This is a genomic window from Streptomyces sp. TRD_SC_5 (assembly GCF_056836825.1).
On record NZ_JBWZZS010000001.1, the window covers coordinates 1,896,195 to 1,914,228 of the forward strand.

Genomic DNA, 18,034 nt, shown 5'->3' on the forward strand with positions numbered 1-18,034 from the left:
CTCAGGTGCCCGGGAAGCGGGTGGCAGGGGGTTCCCGCACGTGGAGGTACAGATCCAAGTCGAGGGCGACGATCTCGCCCTCGTACAACTCCATTCCTGGCTGCGCCGCCATCCCGACACCCGCCGCATCCCGCTCACCGTGACGGCAAAGGCCCCGGGCGACGGCACCATGAGCGCCTTCGACGTAGTCAGCGCCCTGTTGGGAAGCAGTGTCGAGATCGCCGCCCTGGCGGTGGCAATTGCCGCCTGGCGCGACTCGCGCCGTGCGCTGGTGAACGGGCGCACGGTCCAGGTCACCCGCGGTGGCACCACCGTCAGCATCAGTCACTCCTCCGCCGATGAGATCGAACAAATCCTGCGCTCGCTGGCCCGCGAACCGGGCGACGAGTCCCCCGAGGACGGTTCGAGGGCCCCCGAGTGAGGAAGCCTCCGGCCGCAGCCACGTCCCGGGCCGTACTGATCGGCGTACACACATTCCGCGAGCTCGGGCCGCTGAACGCCGTCAGGAACAATGTCCCCACGCTCAGGCAGCTGCTGACCGAACCTGGTATCGGCGGCCTGCCACCCGAGCACTGTCTCGGTCTGTTGCAGCCCGAAAGCCCGGTGGAACTGCTCGACTGTCTGCACCGCGCGGCCGCGGAAGCCACGGACACCTTGATCGTGTACTACTCCGGCCACGGCCTCGTGGACGCCTGCGACGAGAGTCAGTTCTACCTGGCGCTTCCGGACTCGTCGAGCACCGGGCAGTGGTACAGAACGCTTCGCTATACGGATGTCCGTGAGGCCCTGCAGAACTCGCCCGCGGCCCACAAAGTGGTCATCCTCGACTGCTGCTACAGCGCCCGGGCCCTGGCCGGTGGGATGGGCGCGCAATCCGCGGTTCCCGTACACGCACTCGCCGCTCTGGCCGATATCGAGAACACGTGTGTCCTCACTGCGGCCGCCGAGAACGTTGCGGCACTCTGCCCACCCGGCGCGGAGTACAGCGTCTTCACCGGAGAACTCATCGCTCTGCTGCGAAACGGTCTCACTGGTCCGCTTCCGGGAGCCGAGGACGACCCACCGGGAGAGCACCGCGCCCTGCTCGACCTGGGCCTCGTCTACCGCGTACTGCGAGCCTCGCTCGCCGACAAGCACGGACCCCTGCCTCAACTCGGCACCCGCAATCTCGGCAGCGATGTCGTGCTCGCCCGCAACAGGGCGTACACCGGGCCCTCCCCGGAGCGAGTGGAAGAGGTATACGCCGTGCCGGACACTCTCGTATCGCCGGACGATGTCTTCGTCGGCCGCGAGGACGAACTGGCGGAACTCACCGAAGCTGCCCGGCAGGTCTCGCAGGGCGGCGGGGCGGCGGTCCGCATAGTGCACGGCATGGGCGGGCTGGGCAAGACAGCGCTGCTCCGCCAGGCCGCGTCGAGGGTTGCGGCCGACTTTCCGGATGCGCGGTTCGAGATCGACCTCGAAGGCTTCACCCCCGGCCGGTCTCCGCGCAACCCGGATCACATCATCACCGAGCACCTCCAACGCGTCGGCTACCGGCCGGCCGACATCCCCGGGACCCCCGCGGCCCGCCAGGAGGAGTGGCGTGCCTGGCTGTCCGGCCGCCGCGTGGTGCTGCTGCTGGACAACGCCCACGACGCCCGACAGATCCGGCCGCTTCTCCCGGGCGCCGGGTCCCGCTCGCTGGCGCTGGTGTCCAGTCGGAGCCGGTTCGACGGTGTCGAGGCGCACCGGAGCTCCCTCGTGGGCAAGCTGCCTCGCCCCGACTCGGTAGACCTGCTGCTCAAGGTCGGTAACAGCGCCGGTGCGGGAGGGACCGACGACGAGCTCGATGAGATCGCCGCGCGCTGCTGTGATATCCCGGTCGCGCTACGCGCGGTGGGCGCTCTGCTGCGGGACACACCCGCTTCGACCGTATTGGCCGGCATGTGCCCGGGAGATCCGCTACGGCATGTGCCGGATGGCTACGAAGCTGTGGAGCTGGCGTTCAGCACGTCCTACAACCATCTGCCGGAGGAGCTGAGGACCCTGCTCTGGTACTGCGCCTGGCATCCCGGCCCGGATTTCGGCCGGGACTCGATAGCCGCGATGGCTGACCGTCAGGGTGCCGGGATCGGCCTGTCTCTGCTGGTACGGCGCAGTCTCCTGCTCGCTGAGGCCGATCGCCTCGCCTTCCACGACCTCTTCCTCCAGCACGCTCTGGATGCGGCGGCGCCACGCGCGGCGGAACTGCGCGACGAAGCGCGCCGACGACTGTACGGCTTCGTACTCGGCCGACTGTCCGCCGCTCTGGTCACGGTCTACGGGCCGGGTCCGGACGGTCCGAAGGCAGCGGGAACAATGGAGTTCCTCGGCCCCGAGGCTGCCCGGGAGTGGCTTGTTTCGCGTTCAGCGGAACTGGAATCTGTTGCTGCGGAGGCGCTCGACGACCAGTGGGAGGGAGCCGTACGGCTGGCGGGCGAGACCGCGCGATGGCTGCGCTTCGACGACCGGGTTGAGCAGGCACGCGCCCTGTCCGAGTCCATGCACGCGGCTGCGGACATCGGCGGCGACACCGCGGGCCGAATCTCCGCGCTCAACTGCACCGCCGAGACCCATCGGTTGCAGAGCGACCACCAGCAAGCGCACACCTTCCACCAGCAGGCGCTCCGGCTCGCCCGCGCCACCGGCAACCAGGTGGGCGAGACCAGTGCGCTCAACGGCATCGGCTACACACACCAGGCGCAGGACGCCTACACCCAGGCGCGGACCTTTCACGAACAGGCCCTGGAACTCGCACGCGCCACCGGCGACCGTGTCGGCGAGACCGACGCCCTCTACGGCATCGGCTACAGACATCAGATGCTGGACGAGTATGCCCAGGCCAGGACCTTCCACGAGCAGGTACTCGAACTCGCCCGCGCCACTGGCAGCCGCCGCGACCAGACCAATGTGCTCAACTCTCTCGGCGACATCCTCCGCATGCAGGGCGACCACGAACCGGCCAGGGCCTTCCACCAGCAGGCACTCGAACTCGCCCGCCGTACAGGCAGCCGCCGCGACCAGACGTACGCCCTCAACGGCATCGGCTACACCCACCGCATGCAGGGCAACCACGAACAAGCCCGCACCACCCACCAACAAGCACTCGACATCGCCCGCGCCACCGGCCACCACATCGGCCAGGCCAACGCCCTCAACGGCATAGCCCACACCCACCGCATGCAGGACAACCACGAACAAGCCCGCACCACCCACCAACAAGCACTCGACATCGCCCGCGCCACCGACAACTTCATCAGCCAGGCCAACGCCCTCAACGGCATAGCCCACACCCACCGCATGCAGGACAACCACGAACAAGCCCGCACCACCCACCAACAAGCACTCGACATCGCCCGCGGCATCGGCGACCACATCGGCCAGACCAACGCCCTGACTGGCATCGCCCATACTCACGCCGCCCAGCACGACTACGTCCGGGCCCGGGACCACTACCGCAGGGCCGAGCAACTCTTCGAGGCCATCGGCCTCACCGAATCGGCCGAGCGCTGCCGTGAGTGGTATCACGGCCTCGGCGGCGAGTAGGCGGTCCATGGCGGCCGACATAATGGGCACCGTCCCAGCCATGTCAGGCACATCTCCGTCCGAGGAGCGCTTCATGACCCCGCCCGTCGTCCACTCGCTGCGCGAGCAGATCCGCGAGCACATCGTGGAGGGGATCGTCAGCGGGCGCTGGAAGCCGGGCGAGCGGATCGTGGAGCGCCGGATCGCGACGGAGCTTGAGGTCAGCCAGACCCCGGTGCGGGAGGCGTTGCGTGAGCTGGAGTCCCTGCGCCTGATCGAGTCGGCCCCCAACAAGGGCGTACGGGTACGGAACCTCACGGCGGCCGACCTGGAGGAGAGCTACCCCGTACGGGCCGGCCTGGAGCAGATCGCGGCCGAGCTGGCGGCGTCCGCCCTGGCGGACGACTGCTCGGCCCTGGAGCCCCATGTAGCGGCCCTGTACGAGGCGGACCGCACGGCGGACGGCACGGCGCAGGTCCGCCACACGGTGGCCTTCCACCGCGAGCTGGTGCGCGCCGCGAACAACAGCGTCCTGCTCCACACGTGGGAGGGCCTGGGCATCGAGGTGTTCACGGCCCTGTCCATCCGCTGGCTGGGCACGGTCCAGAAGTCGTACGCGGAGGAACACGAGGCACTGGTGCAAGCCTTCCGCCGCCGCGATCCGGCGATCGGCACCCTGGTCAAGGCACACGTCCTGGGCTGCGCGCCCCGCGCGTAAGGCGTACCGCTGCGCGGAGCCTGCGAGTCTGCGGAGCCCGAGTGCACCCCCGGCCACTACAGCCCGTCCGGCGTTTGAGGACCGGGGTCGCCCGAAATGCCGGAAACGCCTCGGCACCGCGTGCCCTATTTCGCGGCACGGAATGCCAATTTCGTTGTACGGAGAAGTTTTTCGGCTCCAGGCTTTGATCGATCATCGATCAGGGACTTACAGTCGACGACGGGTCCACCGACCCCCGCCCTGTCCTGCCAGGCAAGGCCCCCCTTTCTCCACCCCCCTCCTGTCCGGAAGGCGGCCATCATGACCGACCCCGTAGGCATTTCTCCGAGCGAGCTCGACCAGCTCCCGGACCGTGACACCGAGGAGACCGCCGAGTGGGCGGCCTCCCTCGACGCCGTCACCAAGGCCGCAGGCCCCCAGCGGGCGGCCTACCTGATGCGCCGCACGCTCCAGCACGCCGAAGGCGCCGGCATCGCGCTGCCGAAGCTGCTGGAGACGGACTACGTCAACACCATCCCGACTTCCGCCGAGCCCGCCTTCGACGGCGACGAGGCGATGGAATCCCGCATCACCGCCTGGAACCGCTGGAACGCCGCCGCCATGGTCACCCGCGGCTCCCGCTTCGGCGTCGGCGGCCACATAGCCACCTTCGCGTCCGCCGCGTGGCTGTACGAGACCGGCTTCAACCACTTCTTCCGCGGCAAGGAGGGCGACGGTTCCGGCGACCAGCTCTACATCCAGGGCCACGCCTCCCCCGGCATCTACGCCCGCGCCTTCCTCGACGGCCGCCTGAACGAGGGCCAGCTCGACCGCTTCCGCCAGGAGGCCGGCGGCGACGGACTGCCGTCGTACCCGCACCCGCGGCGCCTGCCCTGGCTCTGGGAGTTCCCGACCGTGTCGATGGGCCTCGGCCCGCTCTCCGCGATCTACCAGGCGCGCTTCAACCGCTACCTCACCAACCGCAACATCAAGGACACGTCCAACTCTCACGTCTGGGCGTTCCTCGGTGACGGCGAGATGGACGAGCCCGAGGCCACCGCGGCCCTCGCGCTCGCCGCCCGTGAGCAGCTCGACAACCTGACCTTCGTCATCAACTGCAACCTGCAGCGCCTCGACGGTCCGGTCCGCGCCAACTTCCGCGTCGTACAGGAGCTGGAGGCCCAGTTCCGCGGCGCCGGCTGGAACGTCGTCAAGTCCATGTGGGGCACCGCCTGGGACGAGCTGTTCCAGCTCGACACCAAGGGCGCGCTGCTGCGCCGCCTGCGCGACGTACCCGACGCCCAGTTCCAGACGTACGCGACCCGCGACGTCGCCTACATCCGCGAGCACTTCTTCGGCTCCGAGCCCGCCCTCGCCGAGCTCGGCAAACTGCTCACCGACGCGAAGATCGCCGAGTGTTTCTACACCTCGCGCGGCGGCCACGAGGCCCGCAAGGTCTACGCGGCGTACAAGGCGGCCGTCGAGTTCAAGGGCGCGCCGACCGTGATCCTCGCGCAGACGGTGAAGGGCTACACACTCGGCCCGACCTTCGAGTCGCGCAACGCCAACCACCAGATGAAGAAGCTCACCGGCAAGGAGTTCCGCGCGATGCGGGACCTGCTGGAGCTGCCGATTCCGGACGCCAAGCTGGACGAGGGGCTGGTCCCCTACGGCCACCCCGGCGCCGACTCCCCCGAGGTCCGCTACCTCCAGGAGCGCCGCGCCGCGCTCGGCGGCCCCGCCCCGGCCCGTCGCGTCCACGCCGTAGCGCTTCCCCAGCCCGAAGACCGCGCCTACAAGGCGCTGCTCAAGGGCTCGGGCAGCCAGGAGATGGCCACCACCATGGCCTTCGTACGCCTGGCGAAGGAGCTGATGCGGGACAAGGAGACCGGCAAGCGCTGGGTCCCGATCGTCCCGGACGAGGCGCGCACCTTCGGCATGGAGTCGCTGTTCCCGTCGGCCGGCATCTACTCGCCGCTGGGCCAGACGTACGAGCCGGTCGACCGCGACCAGCTCATGTACTACAAGGAAGCCAAGGACGGCCAGATCCTCAACGAGGGGATCACCGAGGCCGGCGCCATGGCCGACTTCATCGCCGCCTCGACGTCGTACGCGACGCACGGCGAGCCGATGATCCCGTTCTACATCTTCTATTCGATGTTCGGCTGGCAGCGCACCGCCGACCAGATGTGGCAGCTCGGCGACCAGCTCGGCCGCGGCTTCATCGTGGGCGCCACGGCCGGCCGTACGACCCTGACGGGTGAGGGCCTCCAGCACGCGGACGGCCACTCCCACCTGATCGCGTCCACGAACCCGGCGTCGCTCAACTACGACCCGGCGTTCGGGTACGAGGTGGCCGTCATCGTCAAGGACGGTCTGCGCAGGATGTACGGCCCCGAGGCCGAGAACGTCTTCTACTACCTGACCGTCTACAACGAGCCGAAGCCGCAGCCCGCGATGCCGGAGGGTGTCGAGGAAGGCATCGTCAAGGGCCTCTACCGCTTCAAGGAGGCGGCAGCACCGACGGCCGATTCCCCTCGCGCCCAGCTCCTCGCGTCCGGCACCGCGATCCACTGGGCCCTGGAGGCGCAGGAACTCCTCGCCGCCGACTGGGGCGTGGCGGCCGACGTCTGGTCCGCCACGTCGTGGGGCGAGCTGCGCCGTGACGCGCTGGAGTGCGACGAGGCGCTGCTGCGCGGCGAGGTGCGCACGCCGTACGTCACGCAGGCGCTGGAGGGCACGCCCGGCCCGGTCCTCGCGGTGAGCGACTGGATGCGTCAGGTCCCCGACCAGATCAGCCAGTGGGTCGAGCAGGACTACTCCTCGCTCGGTACGGACGGCTTCGGCCTCTCGGACACCCGGGAGGCGGCGCGCCGCCACTTCGGCGTGGACGCGCAGTCCGTGGTCGTGGCGACCCTGGCCCAGCTCGCCCGCCGCGGCGAGGTACCGGCGTCGGCGGTGAAGGAAGCGCGCGAGCGCTACGGCTTCTGAGTGGTCGTGCCTGCTGGAGGGGTTCCTTTGGGCACCTCCAGCAGGCACATCCATCCCCTCCGGCGTTTGAGGAGCGGGGTCCGGGGCGGAACCCCGGTTGTGGGAAGGGGCGGGTAGGGGAAAGCCCCGCGCAGCGGCCCACCGGCCGGCACCCGCTCCCGCACCCGCCCCACCACCCGGCACAATGGCCGGCATGCGCGCAGCCCGCCTGATCAAGATGGTGCTACTCCTCCAGTCCCGCCCCTCCATGACCGCAGCCGAACTGGCCCGCGAACTGGAGGTCTCCGAGCGCACCATCACGCGCGACGCACAGGCACTGTCAGAGGCCGGCGTTCCGGTGTACGCCGACCGGGGCCGGACCGGCGGTTACCGCCTCATCGGCGGCTACCGCACCCGCCTGACCGGCCTCGCCCGCAGCGAGGCCGAAGCGCTCTTCCTCTCCGGACTCCCGGGCGCCCTGCGCGAGATGGGGCTCGACGACGCCGCGTCGGCCGCCCGGCTCAAAGTGTCGGCCGCGCTGCTCCCGTCCCTCCGGGACGCTTCCGACACGGCCGCGCAACGGTTCCACCTCGACGCGCCCGGCTGGTACCAGGAGCCCAAGACGCCCGAGCTGCTGCCGACGATCGCCGAGGCGGTGTGGGACGACCGCATGCTCACAGGCCGCTACCGGCGCGGCCACGACCGTGAGGTCGAACGCGAACTGGCGCCGTACGGACTCGTACTCAAAGCAGGCGTCTGGTACCTGTGCGCCCGCTCGGGCACGGACTTCCGGGTGTACCGGATCGACCGCTTCGCCGCGGTGGTCGTCTCGGAGGAACGTTTCGTGCGGGACGAGAGCTTCGTACTGCCGGAGTTCTGGGAGGAGCGGGCAGCGGATTTCGCGCGCTCGATCCTGCGTTCCGAGGTGGTGGTGCGGCTGTCGCAGGACGGTGCGCGGCGGCTGCCGTACGCCGTGGACCGCGCGGCGGCGACCGAGGCGCTGGCCGTGGCCGGGCCGCCGGACGAGCTGGGCCGTACCACGGTGACCCTGCCGGTCGAGTCGTACGACGTCGCCTTCAGTCAGCTCTTCTCCATCGGACCGGAGCTGGAGGTTCTCGGGCCCCCCGACCTCCGCGAACGCTTCGCGGAGGCGGCGGCCCGTACGGCACGGCTCTACGACTAGGAGGGGGCGACTAGGAGGGGGCGCTCACCGGTAGTCGCTCACCGGGGCGTCCTTGCCGCCCTCCACGACCTCCGTCATGTACGGCCAGGCGTCCGGCCGGCTGCCGTCGGCGTCCGTGAAGCCGTACTCCTTCGCGAGCTGCCCGCTGGACAGCGACTGCCTGTTCCAGCGCGCCCGCTCCGGGTCGGCGGCGATGGCCGCGACCGCCCGCCCGACGTACACCGGCGATTCGGCGACCTCGAAGCCGGGGACCTCGGCGATCGCGTCGCGCCAGTTCTCCTCGGTGACCCCGAAGGCGTCCAGCATCTCCTCCGAGCGGAGGAACCCCGGGGTGACCGCGACCGCCGTACAGCCGACGTCCGCCAGATCGTGACCGAGGTTGAACGCCATCCGGATCGGCGCGTTCTTGGCCAGGTCGAAGTAGAAGTTCTCGCGGAAGTGGGTCCGGTTGTACTCGTTTGTCCCGTCGGTCATTTCCACCACCAGGCCACCCCGGTTCCGCACCAGCAGGGGCAGCACGATGCTGAGGGTGATGGCGTGGGTCTTCGCGCCGAGTTCCAGCATCCGCAGTCCGCGCGCGAGTTCGATGTCCCACATCTTCTTGCCGAATTCGAGCAGGTGGTCGCCGCCCCAGAGACTGTTGACCAGGATGTCCAGCCGCCCGTGGTCGCGGTCGATCCGCTCGACGAGCGCCTTGACCCGGTCCACTTCGAGGTGATCGGTCGGTACGGCGATGGCTTCGCCACCCGCGTCGGTGATGAGTTCCGCCGTCTGCTCGATGGTCTCCCCGGGCCGTCCGACCTCGCTGGCGTGCTCGCGGGTGGTGCGCCCCGTCACGTACACGGTCGCTCCGGCCGCCCCCAGTTGCACGGCGATCGCCCGCCCCGCGCCCCTGGTCGCTCCGGCCACGAGCGCGATCCTGCCTTTGAGTGGTGCGTGCCGCTCGCTCATACCTGCTCCTCGCGTGTAGCTGGTCCGTGCCGTACGGATCAACACTGGCAGCCAAAGCCGACACCTTCTGTCGTGATTACCGCGCCACGCCGCACGCCCGGACGCAGCCCGGTAACGACACAGCCGCATCCGGGGTACTCCGCGTGCGTGCGCCCGCGGCAAGGCCGATGCTTGTCCCGTGATGGACGAGACGGAATTCTGGGAGATCATCGACCACACCCGCGAGGCCGCCGAGGGCGACCCCGAGGATCATGCCGACCTGCTGGTCGACGCATTGCTGCAACTCGACCCCGACTCCGTGCTCGACTTCGCCCGACACTTCGAGGTCCGCTACAACCGCGCGTACCGCTGGGACCTGTGGGGCGCGGCGGCCGTGCTGCTCGCCGGTGCGAGCGACGACGCGTTCGACTACTTCCGCTGTTGGCTGATCGGCCAGGGCCGGGAGGTCTTCGAGGGAGCGCTGCACGACCCGGACAATCTGGCCGACCTCCTCGACGAGTTCGACGAGGAGGTCGACGGCGACGGCGAGGAGCTGGGGTACGCGGCGGACGAGGCGTACGAGCAGCTCACCGGCGCGGTCGCACCGGACCTGGGGGTCCCGGCGCAGGCGCCGGAGCCGGAGGGCTCGACGTTCGACTTCGAGGACGACGAGGCCCTGGCCGACCGCTTCCCCCGGTTGTGGCAGCGGTTCGGCAAGTGAGCCGCGCCCTCACGGGACGAAGTCACGGGCGGGCGCGGCCGCCGGCTCCCGGCCGCTGTCCACTCCGGGCCCGAGCGCGAGCAGCGCCACGTCGTCGTGCACGTTCTCGGCCTTGCCCGCGAAGCGCACGAGATCCGCGCGTACGGCCTCGTTGAGGGCCATCAGGTCCTCCTCCGGGACGGAAGCGGCCAGCTCGGGCAGCCGCCGTACGAGCGGATAGAAAGTGCCCTCGGCGTCCCGCGCCTCCGTCACCCCGTCCGTGTGGGCCAGGACGCGGTCGCCGGGCTCCAGCGGTACGGAGGCCACCGCGACCGGCACCGTCTGGGCCAGCCCGAGCCCCAGTGGCGGCGCGGGATCCACCGCGATCTCGCTCGCCGTCCCGCCCCGCAGCAGCAGTGGCGGCGGGTGGCCGCAGCTGACCACCCGTACAACGGCTTCCCCGGTGGGGAACTCCAGCACCACCGCGGTGGCGAAGAGTTCCGCGTGCTCCACGGCGACGGAGTCGACCACCAGCCGCCGGTCCAGCCGTGCCGTGACCCGTGCCAGGTCCCCTTCGTCCAGTACGGCTTCGCGGAAGGCACCCAGCAGCGCGGCGACCGTCGCGACGGCCTCCAGTCCGTGCCCCTGTACGTCGGCCACCAGGGCCCGTACGCCGTGGGGGCCCTCACGTACGTCGTACAGGTCCCCGCCCACCAGCAGCCCGCGCTCCGCGGACCGGTACAGCCCCGCGCACCGCACCCGGCCCACGGTGGCGGGCAGCGGCGGCAGTACGGCGAGCTGTGCGGCCTCCGCCACCGTGCGGACCGTCACCAGCTGCTGGTCGCGGCGGGTGCGCACCAGCGCGATGACCACGCTGAGCGCGACGACGACCAGTACCGCGAGCAGGTCGGGCGCGTCGACGTCCCAGGTCCGGCGGCCGTACGGCAGGGCCAGCGCCAGGAGGGTCAGGCCGCCGAGCACCGCGACGCTCACCGGGCGGTAGACGAGGGCCGAGACCGGCGTCACGGCGACGACGAAGAAGCCGAGCTCGATGGTCTCGGGGGTGACGATCTGGGCGAAGGTGAGGAACGCGAGGATCACCACGGGCAGGGCCCTGAGCCAGCGCGGCTGCGGAGTTCCGCGCAGCCAGCCGGGGGCCTCTTCGGCGCCCCTGGCCCGCGCCGAACTCATCGGACGAAGGGCCCGCGGCTCATCGCGCGGGTCGCTGGCGTCGGCGGCGTACGGAGGTTCTTCATACCCCTCCCACTATGGCCCAGGGAGTTACCGCCCGCCCGTCAGCTCGCGTCGTCAGGCCCGCCCGTCAGCGCTCGTCCGTCAGTGCTCGTCCGTCAGCGCTCGCCCCATGAGCACATCGTCGACGTACTCGCCGTGGAGGTGGAACTCGCCCGGCAGTACGCCCTCGACGACGAACCCCTCGGACTCGTACAGCGCACGCGCGGGCGCGTTGTGGCCGAGCACCCGCAGCGTCATCCGCACCGCCCCCTGCCGCCGCGCCGCCTCGAAGGACGCGCGCAGCAGGGCGCGCCCGATCCCGCGCCCACGTGCCCGGTCCGAAACGGCGAGGCCCTGGATCTGCCGTACGTGCGCGTTGGCGGCGAGCGGGGTGGGCGGGACCAGCCGGATGTATCCGACGATCGCGCCGTCCTGCTCGGCCACCAGGATGTCCTCGGGCCGGTGTCCTTCGTCGAAGAACGGGCCGTACGGCGGCTGCGGCCTCTCCTGCACGGCGTGCACCGGCGACCAGGTCTCCCGGTCGAGCTCGGCCAGCTCCTTCTCGTCGGCCGTCGTGGCGGGACGTACGGCGGGACGTATGACGCGGGCGAGTGTGGGCTCCGACATGGCTGCCACTGTGCCATCCGGTGCCGGGGCACCGTAATGCGGGGCAGGATGGGCCGCATGCGGATTGCGGTCACCGGCTCGACCGGTCTCATCGGTACGGCGCTCGTGCGCTCACTGCGCGCGGACGGACACGAGGTGTCCCGCCTGGTGCGGCGCGCGGCGAGCAGCCGGGAGGAGGTGACGTGGGACCCCAAGCGGCAGTACGTCGATACCCAGGCGCTCGCCGGGTGTGAGGCGGTCGTCCACCTCGCGGGGGCGGGCGTCGGCGATCACCGCTGGACACAGACGTACAAGAGGGAGATCCGCGAAAGCAGGGTCCTGGGAACGGCCGCGATCGCCGAAGCCGTCGCTTCCCTGGACGTGCCGCCGAAGGTTCTCGTGTGCGGTTCGGCGATCGGGTTCTACGGCGACACCGGGGAACGCGCGGTGGACGAGGCAGCGCCGCCCGGCGACGGTTTCCTGCCGTCCGTGTGTGTGGAGTGGGAGGAGGCCGCCGCTCCGGCACAGGATGCGGGAGTACGGACGGTGTTCGCCCGGACGGGGCTTGTGGTGGCACGCGAGGGCGGGGCCTGGGGGCGGCTGTTCCCGCTCTTCAAGGCGGGGCTCGGCGGGCGGCTCGGCTCGGGCCGCCAGTACATGAGCTACATCGCGATGCACGACCAGATCGCGGCGCTGCGCCACCTGATCGACACCGAGTCGCTCTCGGGTCCGGTGAACCTCACTGCGCCGCAGCCGGTCACCAACCGGGCGCTCACCGAGGCGATGGGGCGGGTGCTGAGGCGGCCCACGCTCTTCACGGTCCCCGCGCCGGCGCTCCGGCTCGCGCTCGGCGAGTTGTCCACGGACGTGCTGGGCAGCCAGCGGGTGCTGCCGCGGCAGTTGGAGGAGTCGGGCTTCTCGTTCGCGTTCCCGGGGATCGACGACACTCTGCGGGCGGCGCTTCGCTGCTGATTGCGCTGCCGACCGGTGCCACACAGCACCGATTGACCGATTCCGATCGCTTTCTGTCCGTCGTACGACCATTGTGCTCCGGTTGTGCTCCGATGCTCCGGTCGATGCGCGACTGTGCCCACCCACATCCGCTTCTACGCTTCAACCCGAACTCGGGCATTCCGTGAACCTGTTGAGGGCATGAGACCCCCACAGTCGCGCCGACCTCGGGGAGGGGCACGTGCTCACCACCGCACACCACGCGGACGTCGTCATAGTGGGGGCCGGGGTCGCCGGTCTCTCCGCAGCCCATCAGCTGACCAGCGCCGGAGTAACAGTCGGCGTCCTGGAGGCAGCCCCTTACGTCGGTGGAAGGATGGCCACCGAAGAGGTCGACGGATTCCGGCTCGACCGCATCGGCCAAGTCCTCAGCACGGCGTATCCGGAACTGCTCCGTACACCGGGCCTCGAAGGGATCGCGCTGCGCACCTTCTCGCCCGGTGTCCTCGTGCACAGCGAAGGCCGGCACTACCGCGCGGGAGAAGCCGGGAGCGCGCGCGGCGCGCTCAGCGCCGCACGCGCCCTGGCCGGCGCTCCCCGCCCGCCCTTCGGGGGCGCGCTCGACCAGGCGCGGCTCGGGGCGGCGCTCGGGCGGTTCGCGGCCACACCGGTGCACCGGCTGATGGCCCGCCCCGAACGGTCCGCCGCCGAAGCCCTGTCCGGGCGCGGACTGCCGTCCCGTACGGTCAACGGTTTTCTGCGTCCACTGCTCTCGGCGCTGCTCAGCGACCCGGAGCTCACCACCTCCAGCCGGTGCGCCGATCTCGCGCTGCGCGGCTTCGCCCGGGGCAGGCTGTGCGTTCCCGAGGGCGGGGCCTCCGCGCTGCCCGAGCTGCTGGCGGCCACGCTGCCGCCAGGGACGGTGCGTACGGGAGTACGGGTGACGGCCGCTTCCACCAGCTCGGTCACCACCGAGGAACACGGCGAGTTCGGCTGTCGCTCCCTCCTGCTGGCCACCGGCGCCCGGGCCGCCGCCACCTTGCTGCCGGGGCTGCGGGTGCCGCCCTTCCACCCGGTGACGGTTCTTCACCATGCCGTGCCCGCTTCCCCGCTGGCGGACCCCGCCCTCCTGCTGGACGCGGACCGGAGCGGCCCCGTCTCCCACACCGCCGTACTCAGCGAGGTCGACCCGTCGCGCGCGCCGCGCGGCCGGTCGCTGATCTCCTCCACGGTCCTGGGCACGCCCCCGCCGGACACCGACCGCGCGGTACGCGCCCACCTGGCCAGGCTCTACGGCGTCTCCACGGACGACTGGGAACTCCTCGCGGTCCATCACGACCGGGAGGCGGTCCCGGCCATGCCGGCGCCGCACGATCTGCGGCGTCCGGTGCGGTTGCTCGCGGGCCTGTACGTGTGCGGGGACCACCGCGGGACGAGCACGGTGCAGGGCGCGCTCCACTCGGGCCGCCGGGCGGCGCACGAGATCCTCATGGACTTCGGCATCCAGCCGGGCTACGCGGCGGGCGCGCTGCGCGAGGCGGCCTGACGGACCCCTGCGGGGGGCTTCCCCCGCTCCCCGCCGCGCCGTCACCCCATCGCCGCAACCCGCTCCCGGTAGTTCCGCACCGCCGCCGCGTCCCGGTACGGCTCCAGCCGCTTCTCGAACTCCCGTACATACTCCAGCGCCCGCGCCGACCGCATCTCCGAAGCCTGCTGCGCGGCCTCCGCCCCCAGCGCGCACGCCTGGTCCAGCTCCCCCAGCCCGAGCCGCGCGGTCGCCAGTACCACCCGGCAGAACAGCCGGCTCCGCGCATAGCCGGGCGCCCGCAGCTGCAGCGAGCGTTCCGCGTGCTGCGCGGCCGCGCGGTACTGCTGAAGGTCCCGGTGGCAGTGCCCGAACTCGTCCGCCAGCTGCGCCTCGTCGAAGAAGCGCGCCCAGTACGGCAGCTCGTCCCCCGGCCGCGCCGACTCCATCGCCCGTTCCGCCCGTACCAGCGAGGCCGTGCACGCCCTGACCTCACCCAGCACCCCGTGCCCACGCGCCTCGACCGAATGCAGCAGCGCCTGCACGACGGCCGGCGCCGCGCTCCCGACGCCCTGCTGCGCGACCCGCGCGAGCTGCACCGCCTCCCGGCCGTGCCCCAGGTGGACGGCCTGCCGGCTCATGGTGGCCAGCACGTACGAGCCGTAGGGCCGGTCGCCCGCCGCCTGCGCGAGGCGCAGGGCCTGGACGAAGTACCGCTGGGCCAGGCCGTGCGCCGCGATGTCGTACGACGTCCAGCCCGCCAGCCGGGTCAGATCGGCGGCGGCCGCGAAGAGCCGCCGCCCCGTCGCCTCCCCGTACGTACCGCGCAGCATCGGCTCCGTCTCGTGTTCCAGATAGCGCACCAGCGCCTGCCGGGCGTGGCCGCCGCCGTACGCGTCGTCCAGCGTCCGGAACAGCTCGCCGACCGAGCGCAGCGCCGCGATGTCGCCCGTCGAGACGCGCTGCCCCGGACCTCGGTCGGTCTGCCGCTGGCGGGGCACGGAGGGAGCGCGGCCCTGGACGGGCACTCGTGCGCCGTTCACCGGGTTCACCGGCGGCGGATCGCCACGCGCGACCCGGTCGTCGGCGCGCCCGATCAGCCAGTCGCGGCTCGGAACGACGAGGCCTGCCGGGGTGAACGCGATCTTGCGCAGCTCGGCGTGGCTGCCGGAGTCCTTGCGCCACAGCCCGCTGACGATGTCGACGGCCTCTTCGGGGGTGGCCGCGAATTCCAGTCCCGCGTAGACGGGCGCGCAGGCGTCGAGTCCCAGGTCCTGGGCGGTCAGCCGCCGGCCGAGGCGCCGGGTGAAGACCTCGGCGATCAGCGCGGGCGTGGTGCCGCGCGGCTGCTGGCCGCGCAGCCACCGGGTCACCGACGTCTTGTCGTACCGCAGATCCAGGCCGTGTTCCAGACCGAGCTGGTCCACCCGTCGGGCAAGGCCCGCGTTGGAGAATCCCGCTTCCGCGATGAGCGCGGCGAGCTGGCGGTTGGGCGTGCGCTGCGGGGGTCGTTCCGTCATCAGCTGTGCGGTCTCCTGCCTTCTGGGCGCCCGGGCAGCAGCCCTCATGGAACGGCGCGAATTTAGCGGCACCCGCCGTCCGTCCCGGTCCCTTCGGCCCGCATTCATCCGATCGTGTGAGGATTTATGGGGTCGCTGACGAACATGGGCGAAAACAACCTGCCCGGTGACCCCGCCCGTCGCGGTCGTACAGTGGCTGAGGCGCGCGAAACGTGCCGGGTGTTGGTTCTAGGGAGGCGTTGCCGTGAGTGAGCTGCGGTTTGTCCGACTGGGGTTCGGTGAGCAAGCGGTCGAATACCAGGAGGCGTGGCAGAAGCAGCGCGAGGTGCACGCGGCGCGGTTCGCGGACGAGGTCCCGGACACCTGCCTGCTTCTCGAGCACCCGCCGGTCTACACGGCCGGACGGCGTACGCAGGACAGTGAGCGCCCGCTGGACGGCACCCCCGTCGTGGACGTGGACCGCGGCGGCAAGATCACCTGGCACGGCCCCGGCCAGCTCGTCGGCTACCCGATCATGAAGCTGCCGCGCCCGGTCGACGTGGTGGCGCACGTACGCCGCCTCGAGGACGCCCTGATCCGTACGTGCGCCGACTTCGGCGTGGAGACGAGCCGGGTCGAGGGCCGAAGCGGCGTGTGGGTTCTGGGCGACCCGGTGGAGCAGCGGCCGTCGGTCGGCGGGCTCTCCCTGGACTTCGACCCGCGACTCCAGGACGAGGAGTTCGACCCGAGGCTGAACGGCCCGGAATACGCCCCGTCGAACGCCGGCCAGCGCCGCGAGGACCGCAAGCTCGCCGCCATCGGCATCCGCGTCGCCAAGGGCGTCACGATGCACGGCTTCGCGCTGAACGTGAACCCGGACAACACCTGGTTCGACCGGATCGTGCCGTGCGGCATCCGCGACGCGGGCGTCGCCTCGCTCGCGGGCGAGCTGGGCCGCGATGTCACCATCGACGAGGTGCTGCCGGTCGTGGAGAAGCACTTGCGGGACGTACTGGAGAACGCGGACCCGGCCCCTCGCCCCGTCGAGACGGCCACCGTGTAGCCCCTCGTCCGGCGCCCGGGGAATGCGGACCGCTGGCCATGGGTTGGCGAGACGTAATCGCCATACAAATATCGGGCGTACCCTGGTGGGCGCCGAAGAATCGAAGTCGTAGGGAGCCGGACGTGTCCGCAGTCGCACCCGACGGACGCAAGATGCTGCGCCTGGAGGTCCGGAACAGCCAGACGCCCATCGAGCGCAAGCCCGAGTGGATCAAGACCCGGGCGAAGATGGGCCCCGAGTACACCAAGATGCAGGCGCTCGTGAAGAGCGAAGGACTGCACACGGTGTGCCAGGAGGCCGGCTGTCCGAACATCTACGAATGCTGGGAGGACCGCGAGGCCACCTTCCTCATCGGCGGCGACCAGTGCACCCGGCGCTGTGACTTCTGCCAGATCGACACCGGCAAGCCCGCCGCGCTCGACCTGGACGAGCCGCGCCGCGTGGGTGAGTCCGTCGTCACGATGGACCTGAACTACGCCACCATCACGGGCGTCGCGCGCGACGACCTGGAGGACGGCGGCGCCTGGCTGTACGCGGAGACCGTGCGCCAGATCCACGCGATGACCGCGGAGCGCGAGGCCGGCCGTACCAAGGTCGAGCTCCTCATCCCCGACTTCAACGCGGTCCCCGAGCAGCTGGCCGAGGTCTTCTCGTCCCGCCCGGAGGTGCTCGCGCACAACGTCGAGACGGTGCCGCGCATCTTCAAGCGCATCCGCCCCGGCTTCCGCTACGAGCGTTCGCTGGAAGTGATCACGCGCGCCCGCGAGGCCGGGCTTGTCACCAAGTCGAACCTCATCCTCGGCATGGGCGAGGAGCGCGAAGAGGTCACCCAGGCGCTCCAGGACCTGTACGACGCGGGTTGCGAGCTCATCACGATCACGCAGTACCTGCGCCCCTCGCCGCGTCACCACCCGGTCGAGCGCTGGGTGAAGCCGCACGAGTTCGTGGAGCTTCAGAAGGAGGCCGAGGAGATCGGCTACTCCGGTGTGATGTCCGGGCCGCTGGTCCGTTCGTCGTACCGCGCGGGCCGGCTGTTCGGCCAGGCGATGGAGCGGCGCGAGAAAGTGGCGGCCGCCCAGGCCGTGTGAATCCCGGCACAAGTGATTACTGGCCAGTAATGGCCGAGACGGC

Annotated in this window: 14 protein-coding genes; 10 read left to right on the forward strand and 4 right to left on the reverse strand. The window is 70.9% G+C overall.

All coding sequences use genetic code 11. From position 1 onward, the window contains the following. Positions 1–40: 40 nt before the first annotated feature. The 5 genes from AC1P0E_RS08710 to AC1P0E_RS08730 all read left to right on the forward strand — a co-directional run bounded on the left by AC1P0E_RS08710 (position 41) and on the right by AC1P0E_RS08730 (position 8,396). Positions 41–421: an effector-associated constant component EACC1 gene (locus AC1P0E_RS08710; protein WP_482741583.1), complete on the forward strand. Its 381-nt coding sequence runs from the start codon at positions 41–43 to the stop codon at positions 419–421. Then, positions 418–3,567 carry a caspase, EACC1-associated type gene (locus AC1P0E_RS08715; RefSeq protein ID WP_482741584.1) on the forward strand — a complete coding sequence of 1,050 codons (3,150 nt, stop codon included), beginning with the start codon at positions 418–420 and terminating at the stop codon, positions 3,565–3,567. The genes AC1P0E_RS08710 and AC1P0E_RS08715 overlap by 4 nt, the downstream gene beginning before the upstream one ends. A 73-nt stretch (positions 3,568–3,640) precedes the next feature. Continuing rightward, on the forward strand, positions 3,641–4,264 hold the full coding sequence (locus AC1P0E_RS08720; RefSeq protein ID WP_482745695.1) for a GntR family transcriptional regulator: 624 nt from the start codon (positions 3,641–3,643) through the stop codon (positions 4,262–4,264). A gap of 300 nt (positions 4,265–4,564) precedes the next feature. Continuing rightward, the gene (gene aceE / locus AC1P0E_RS08725; RefSeq protein ID WP_482741585.1) at positions 4,565–7,234 is read left to right on the forward strand and encodes a pyruvate dehydrogenase (acetyl-transferring), homodimeric type; all 2,670 of its coding nucleotides are present in this window, start codon (positions 4,565–4,567) and stop codon (positions 7,232–7,234) included. A gap of 193 nt (positions 7,235–7,427) precedes the next feature. Then, positions 7,428–8,396 (forward strand): helix-turn-helix transcriptional regulator, encoded by a 969-nt coding sequence (locus AC1P0E_RS08730; RefSeq protein WP_482741586.1) that lies wholly within the window; start codon positions 7,428–7,430, stop codon positions 8,394–8,396. Positions 8,397–8,420: 24 nt separating this feature from the next. Here the strand turns inward: AC1P0E_RS08730 and AC1P0E_RS08735 are convergent, their stop codons facing one another. After that, the gene (locus AC1P0E_RS08735; RefSeq protein ID WP_482741587.1) at positions 8,421–9,347 is read right to left on the reverse strand and encodes an SDR family oxidoreductase; all 927 of its coding nucleotides are present in this window, start codon (positions 9,345–9,347) and stop codon (positions 8,421–8,423) included. 181 nt (positions 9,348–9,528) lie between these two features. Here AC1P0E_RS08735 and AC1P0E_RS08740 point away from each other — a divergent pair, with 181 nt between their 5' ends. Next, a complete protein-coding gene (locus AC1P0E_RS08740; RefSeq protein WP_482741588.1) occupies positions 9,529–10,047 on the forward strand; it encodes a DUF4240 domain-containing protein in 519 nt (172 codons plus the stop codon). A gap of 9 nt (positions 10,048–10,056) precedes the next feature. Here the strand turns inward: AC1P0E_RS08740 and AC1P0E_RS08745 are convergent, their stop codons facing one another. Beyond that, positions 10,057–11,217, reverse strand: a complete 1,161-nt coding sequence (locus AC1P0E_RS08745) for a PP2C family protein-serine/threonine phosphatase (protein WP_482741589.1) — start codon at positions 11,215–11,217, stop codon at positions 10,057–10,059. 144 nt (positions 11,218–11,361) lie between these two features. Beyond that, entirely contained in the window at positions 11,362–11,886 is a 525-nt protein-coding gene (locus tag AC1P0E_RS08750; protein WP_482741590.1) for a GNAT family N-acetyltransferase, read from the reverse strand. A 48-nt stretch (positions 11,887–11,934) separates the two neighbouring features. Between AC1P0E_RS08750 and AC1P0E_RS08755 the strand changes: the two genes are divergently transcribed. Both AC1P0E_RS08755 and AC1P0E_RS08760 read left to right on the forward strand, forming a co-directional pair. After that, entirely contained in the window at positions 11,935–12,837 is a 903-nt protein-coding gene (locus AC1P0E_RS08755) for a TIGR01777 family oxidoreductase (protein ID WP_482741591.1), read from the forward strand. A gap of 220 nt (positions 12,838–13,057) precedes the next feature. Next, positions 13,058–14,362 carry an NAD(P)/FAD-dependent oxidoreductase gene (locus tag AC1P0E_RS08760; RefSeq protein WP_482741592.1) on the forward strand — a complete coding sequence of 435 codons (1,305 nt, stop codon included), beginning with the start codon at positions 13,058–13,060 and terminating at the stop codon, positions 14,360–14,362. A gap of 41 nt (positions 14,363–14,403) precedes the next feature. On the opposite strand, the gene AC1P0E_RS08765 is transcribed toward AC1P0E_RS08760, so the two are convergent. Then, on the reverse strand, positions 14,404–15,861 hold the full coding sequence (locus AC1P0E_RS08765; RefSeq protein ID WP_482741593.1) for an NsdA family TPR-like regulatory protein: 1,458 nt from the start codon (positions 15,859–15,861) through the stop codon (positions 14,404–14,406). 244 nt (positions 15,862–16,105) lie between these two features. Between AC1P0E_RS08765 and lipB the strand changes: the two genes are divergently transcribed. Both lipB and lipA read left to right on the forward strand, forming a co-directional pair. Next, positions 16,106–16,903, forward strand: a complete 798-nt coding sequence (gene lipB / locus AC1P0E_RS08770) for a lipoyl(octanoyl) transferase LipB (protein WP_482741594.1) — start codon at positions 16,106–16,108, stop codon at positions 16,901–16,903. A 122-nt stretch (positions 16,904–17,025) separates the two neighbouring features. After that, the gene (gene lipA, locus AC1P0E_RS08775) at positions 17,026–17,991 is read left to right on the forward strand and encodes a lipoyl synthase (protein WP_482741595.1); all 966 of its coding nucleotides are present in this window, start codon (positions 17,026–17,028) and stop codon (positions 17,989–17,991) included. Positions 17,992–18,034: the final 43 nt, after the last annotated feature.

What these genes read in the sequence shown, in the direction of transcription:
- AC1P0E_RS08745 (WP_482741589.1), bottom strand. Translation starts at nt 11,217, where the DNA reads ATGAGTTCGGCGCGGGCCAGGGGCGCCGAAGAGGCCCCCGGCTGGCTG.
- AC1P0E_RS08740 (WP_482741588.1), top strand. Translation starts at nt 9,529, where the DNA reads ATGGACGAGACGGAATTCTGGGAGATCATCGACCACACCCGCGAGGCC.
- AC1P0E_RS08735 (WP_482741587.1), bottom strand. Translation starts at nt 9,347, where the DNA reads ATGAGCGAGCGGCACGCACCACTCAAAGGCAGGATCGCGCTCGTGGCC.
- AC1P0E_RS08720 (WP_482745695.1), top strand. Translation starts at nt 3,641, where the DNA reads ATGACCCCGCCCGTCGTCCACTCGCTGCGCGAGCAGATCCGCGAGCAC.
- AC1P0E_RS08750 (WP_482741590.1), bottom strand. Translation starts at nt 11,886, where the DNA reads ATGTCGGAGCCCACACTCGCCCGCGTCATACGTCCCGCCGTACGTCCC.
- AC1P0E_RS08765 (WP_482741593.1), bottom strand. Translation starts at nt 15,861, where the DNA reads ATGACGGAACGACCCCCGCAGCGCACGCCCAACCGCCAGCTCGCCGCG.
- AC1P0E_RS08755 (WP_482741591.1), top strand. Translation starts at nt 11,935, where the DNA reads ATGGGCCGCATGCGGATTGCGGTCACCGGCTCGACCGGTCTCATCGGT.
- AC1P0E_RS08730 (WP_482741586.1), top strand. Translation starts at nt 7,428, where the DNA reads ATGCGCGCAGCCCGCCTGATCAAGATGGTGCTACTCCTCCAGTCCCGC.
- aceE (WP_482741585.1), top strand. Translation starts at nt 4,565, where the DNA reads ATGACCGACCCCGTAGGCATTTCTCCGAGCGAGCTCGACCAGCTCCCG.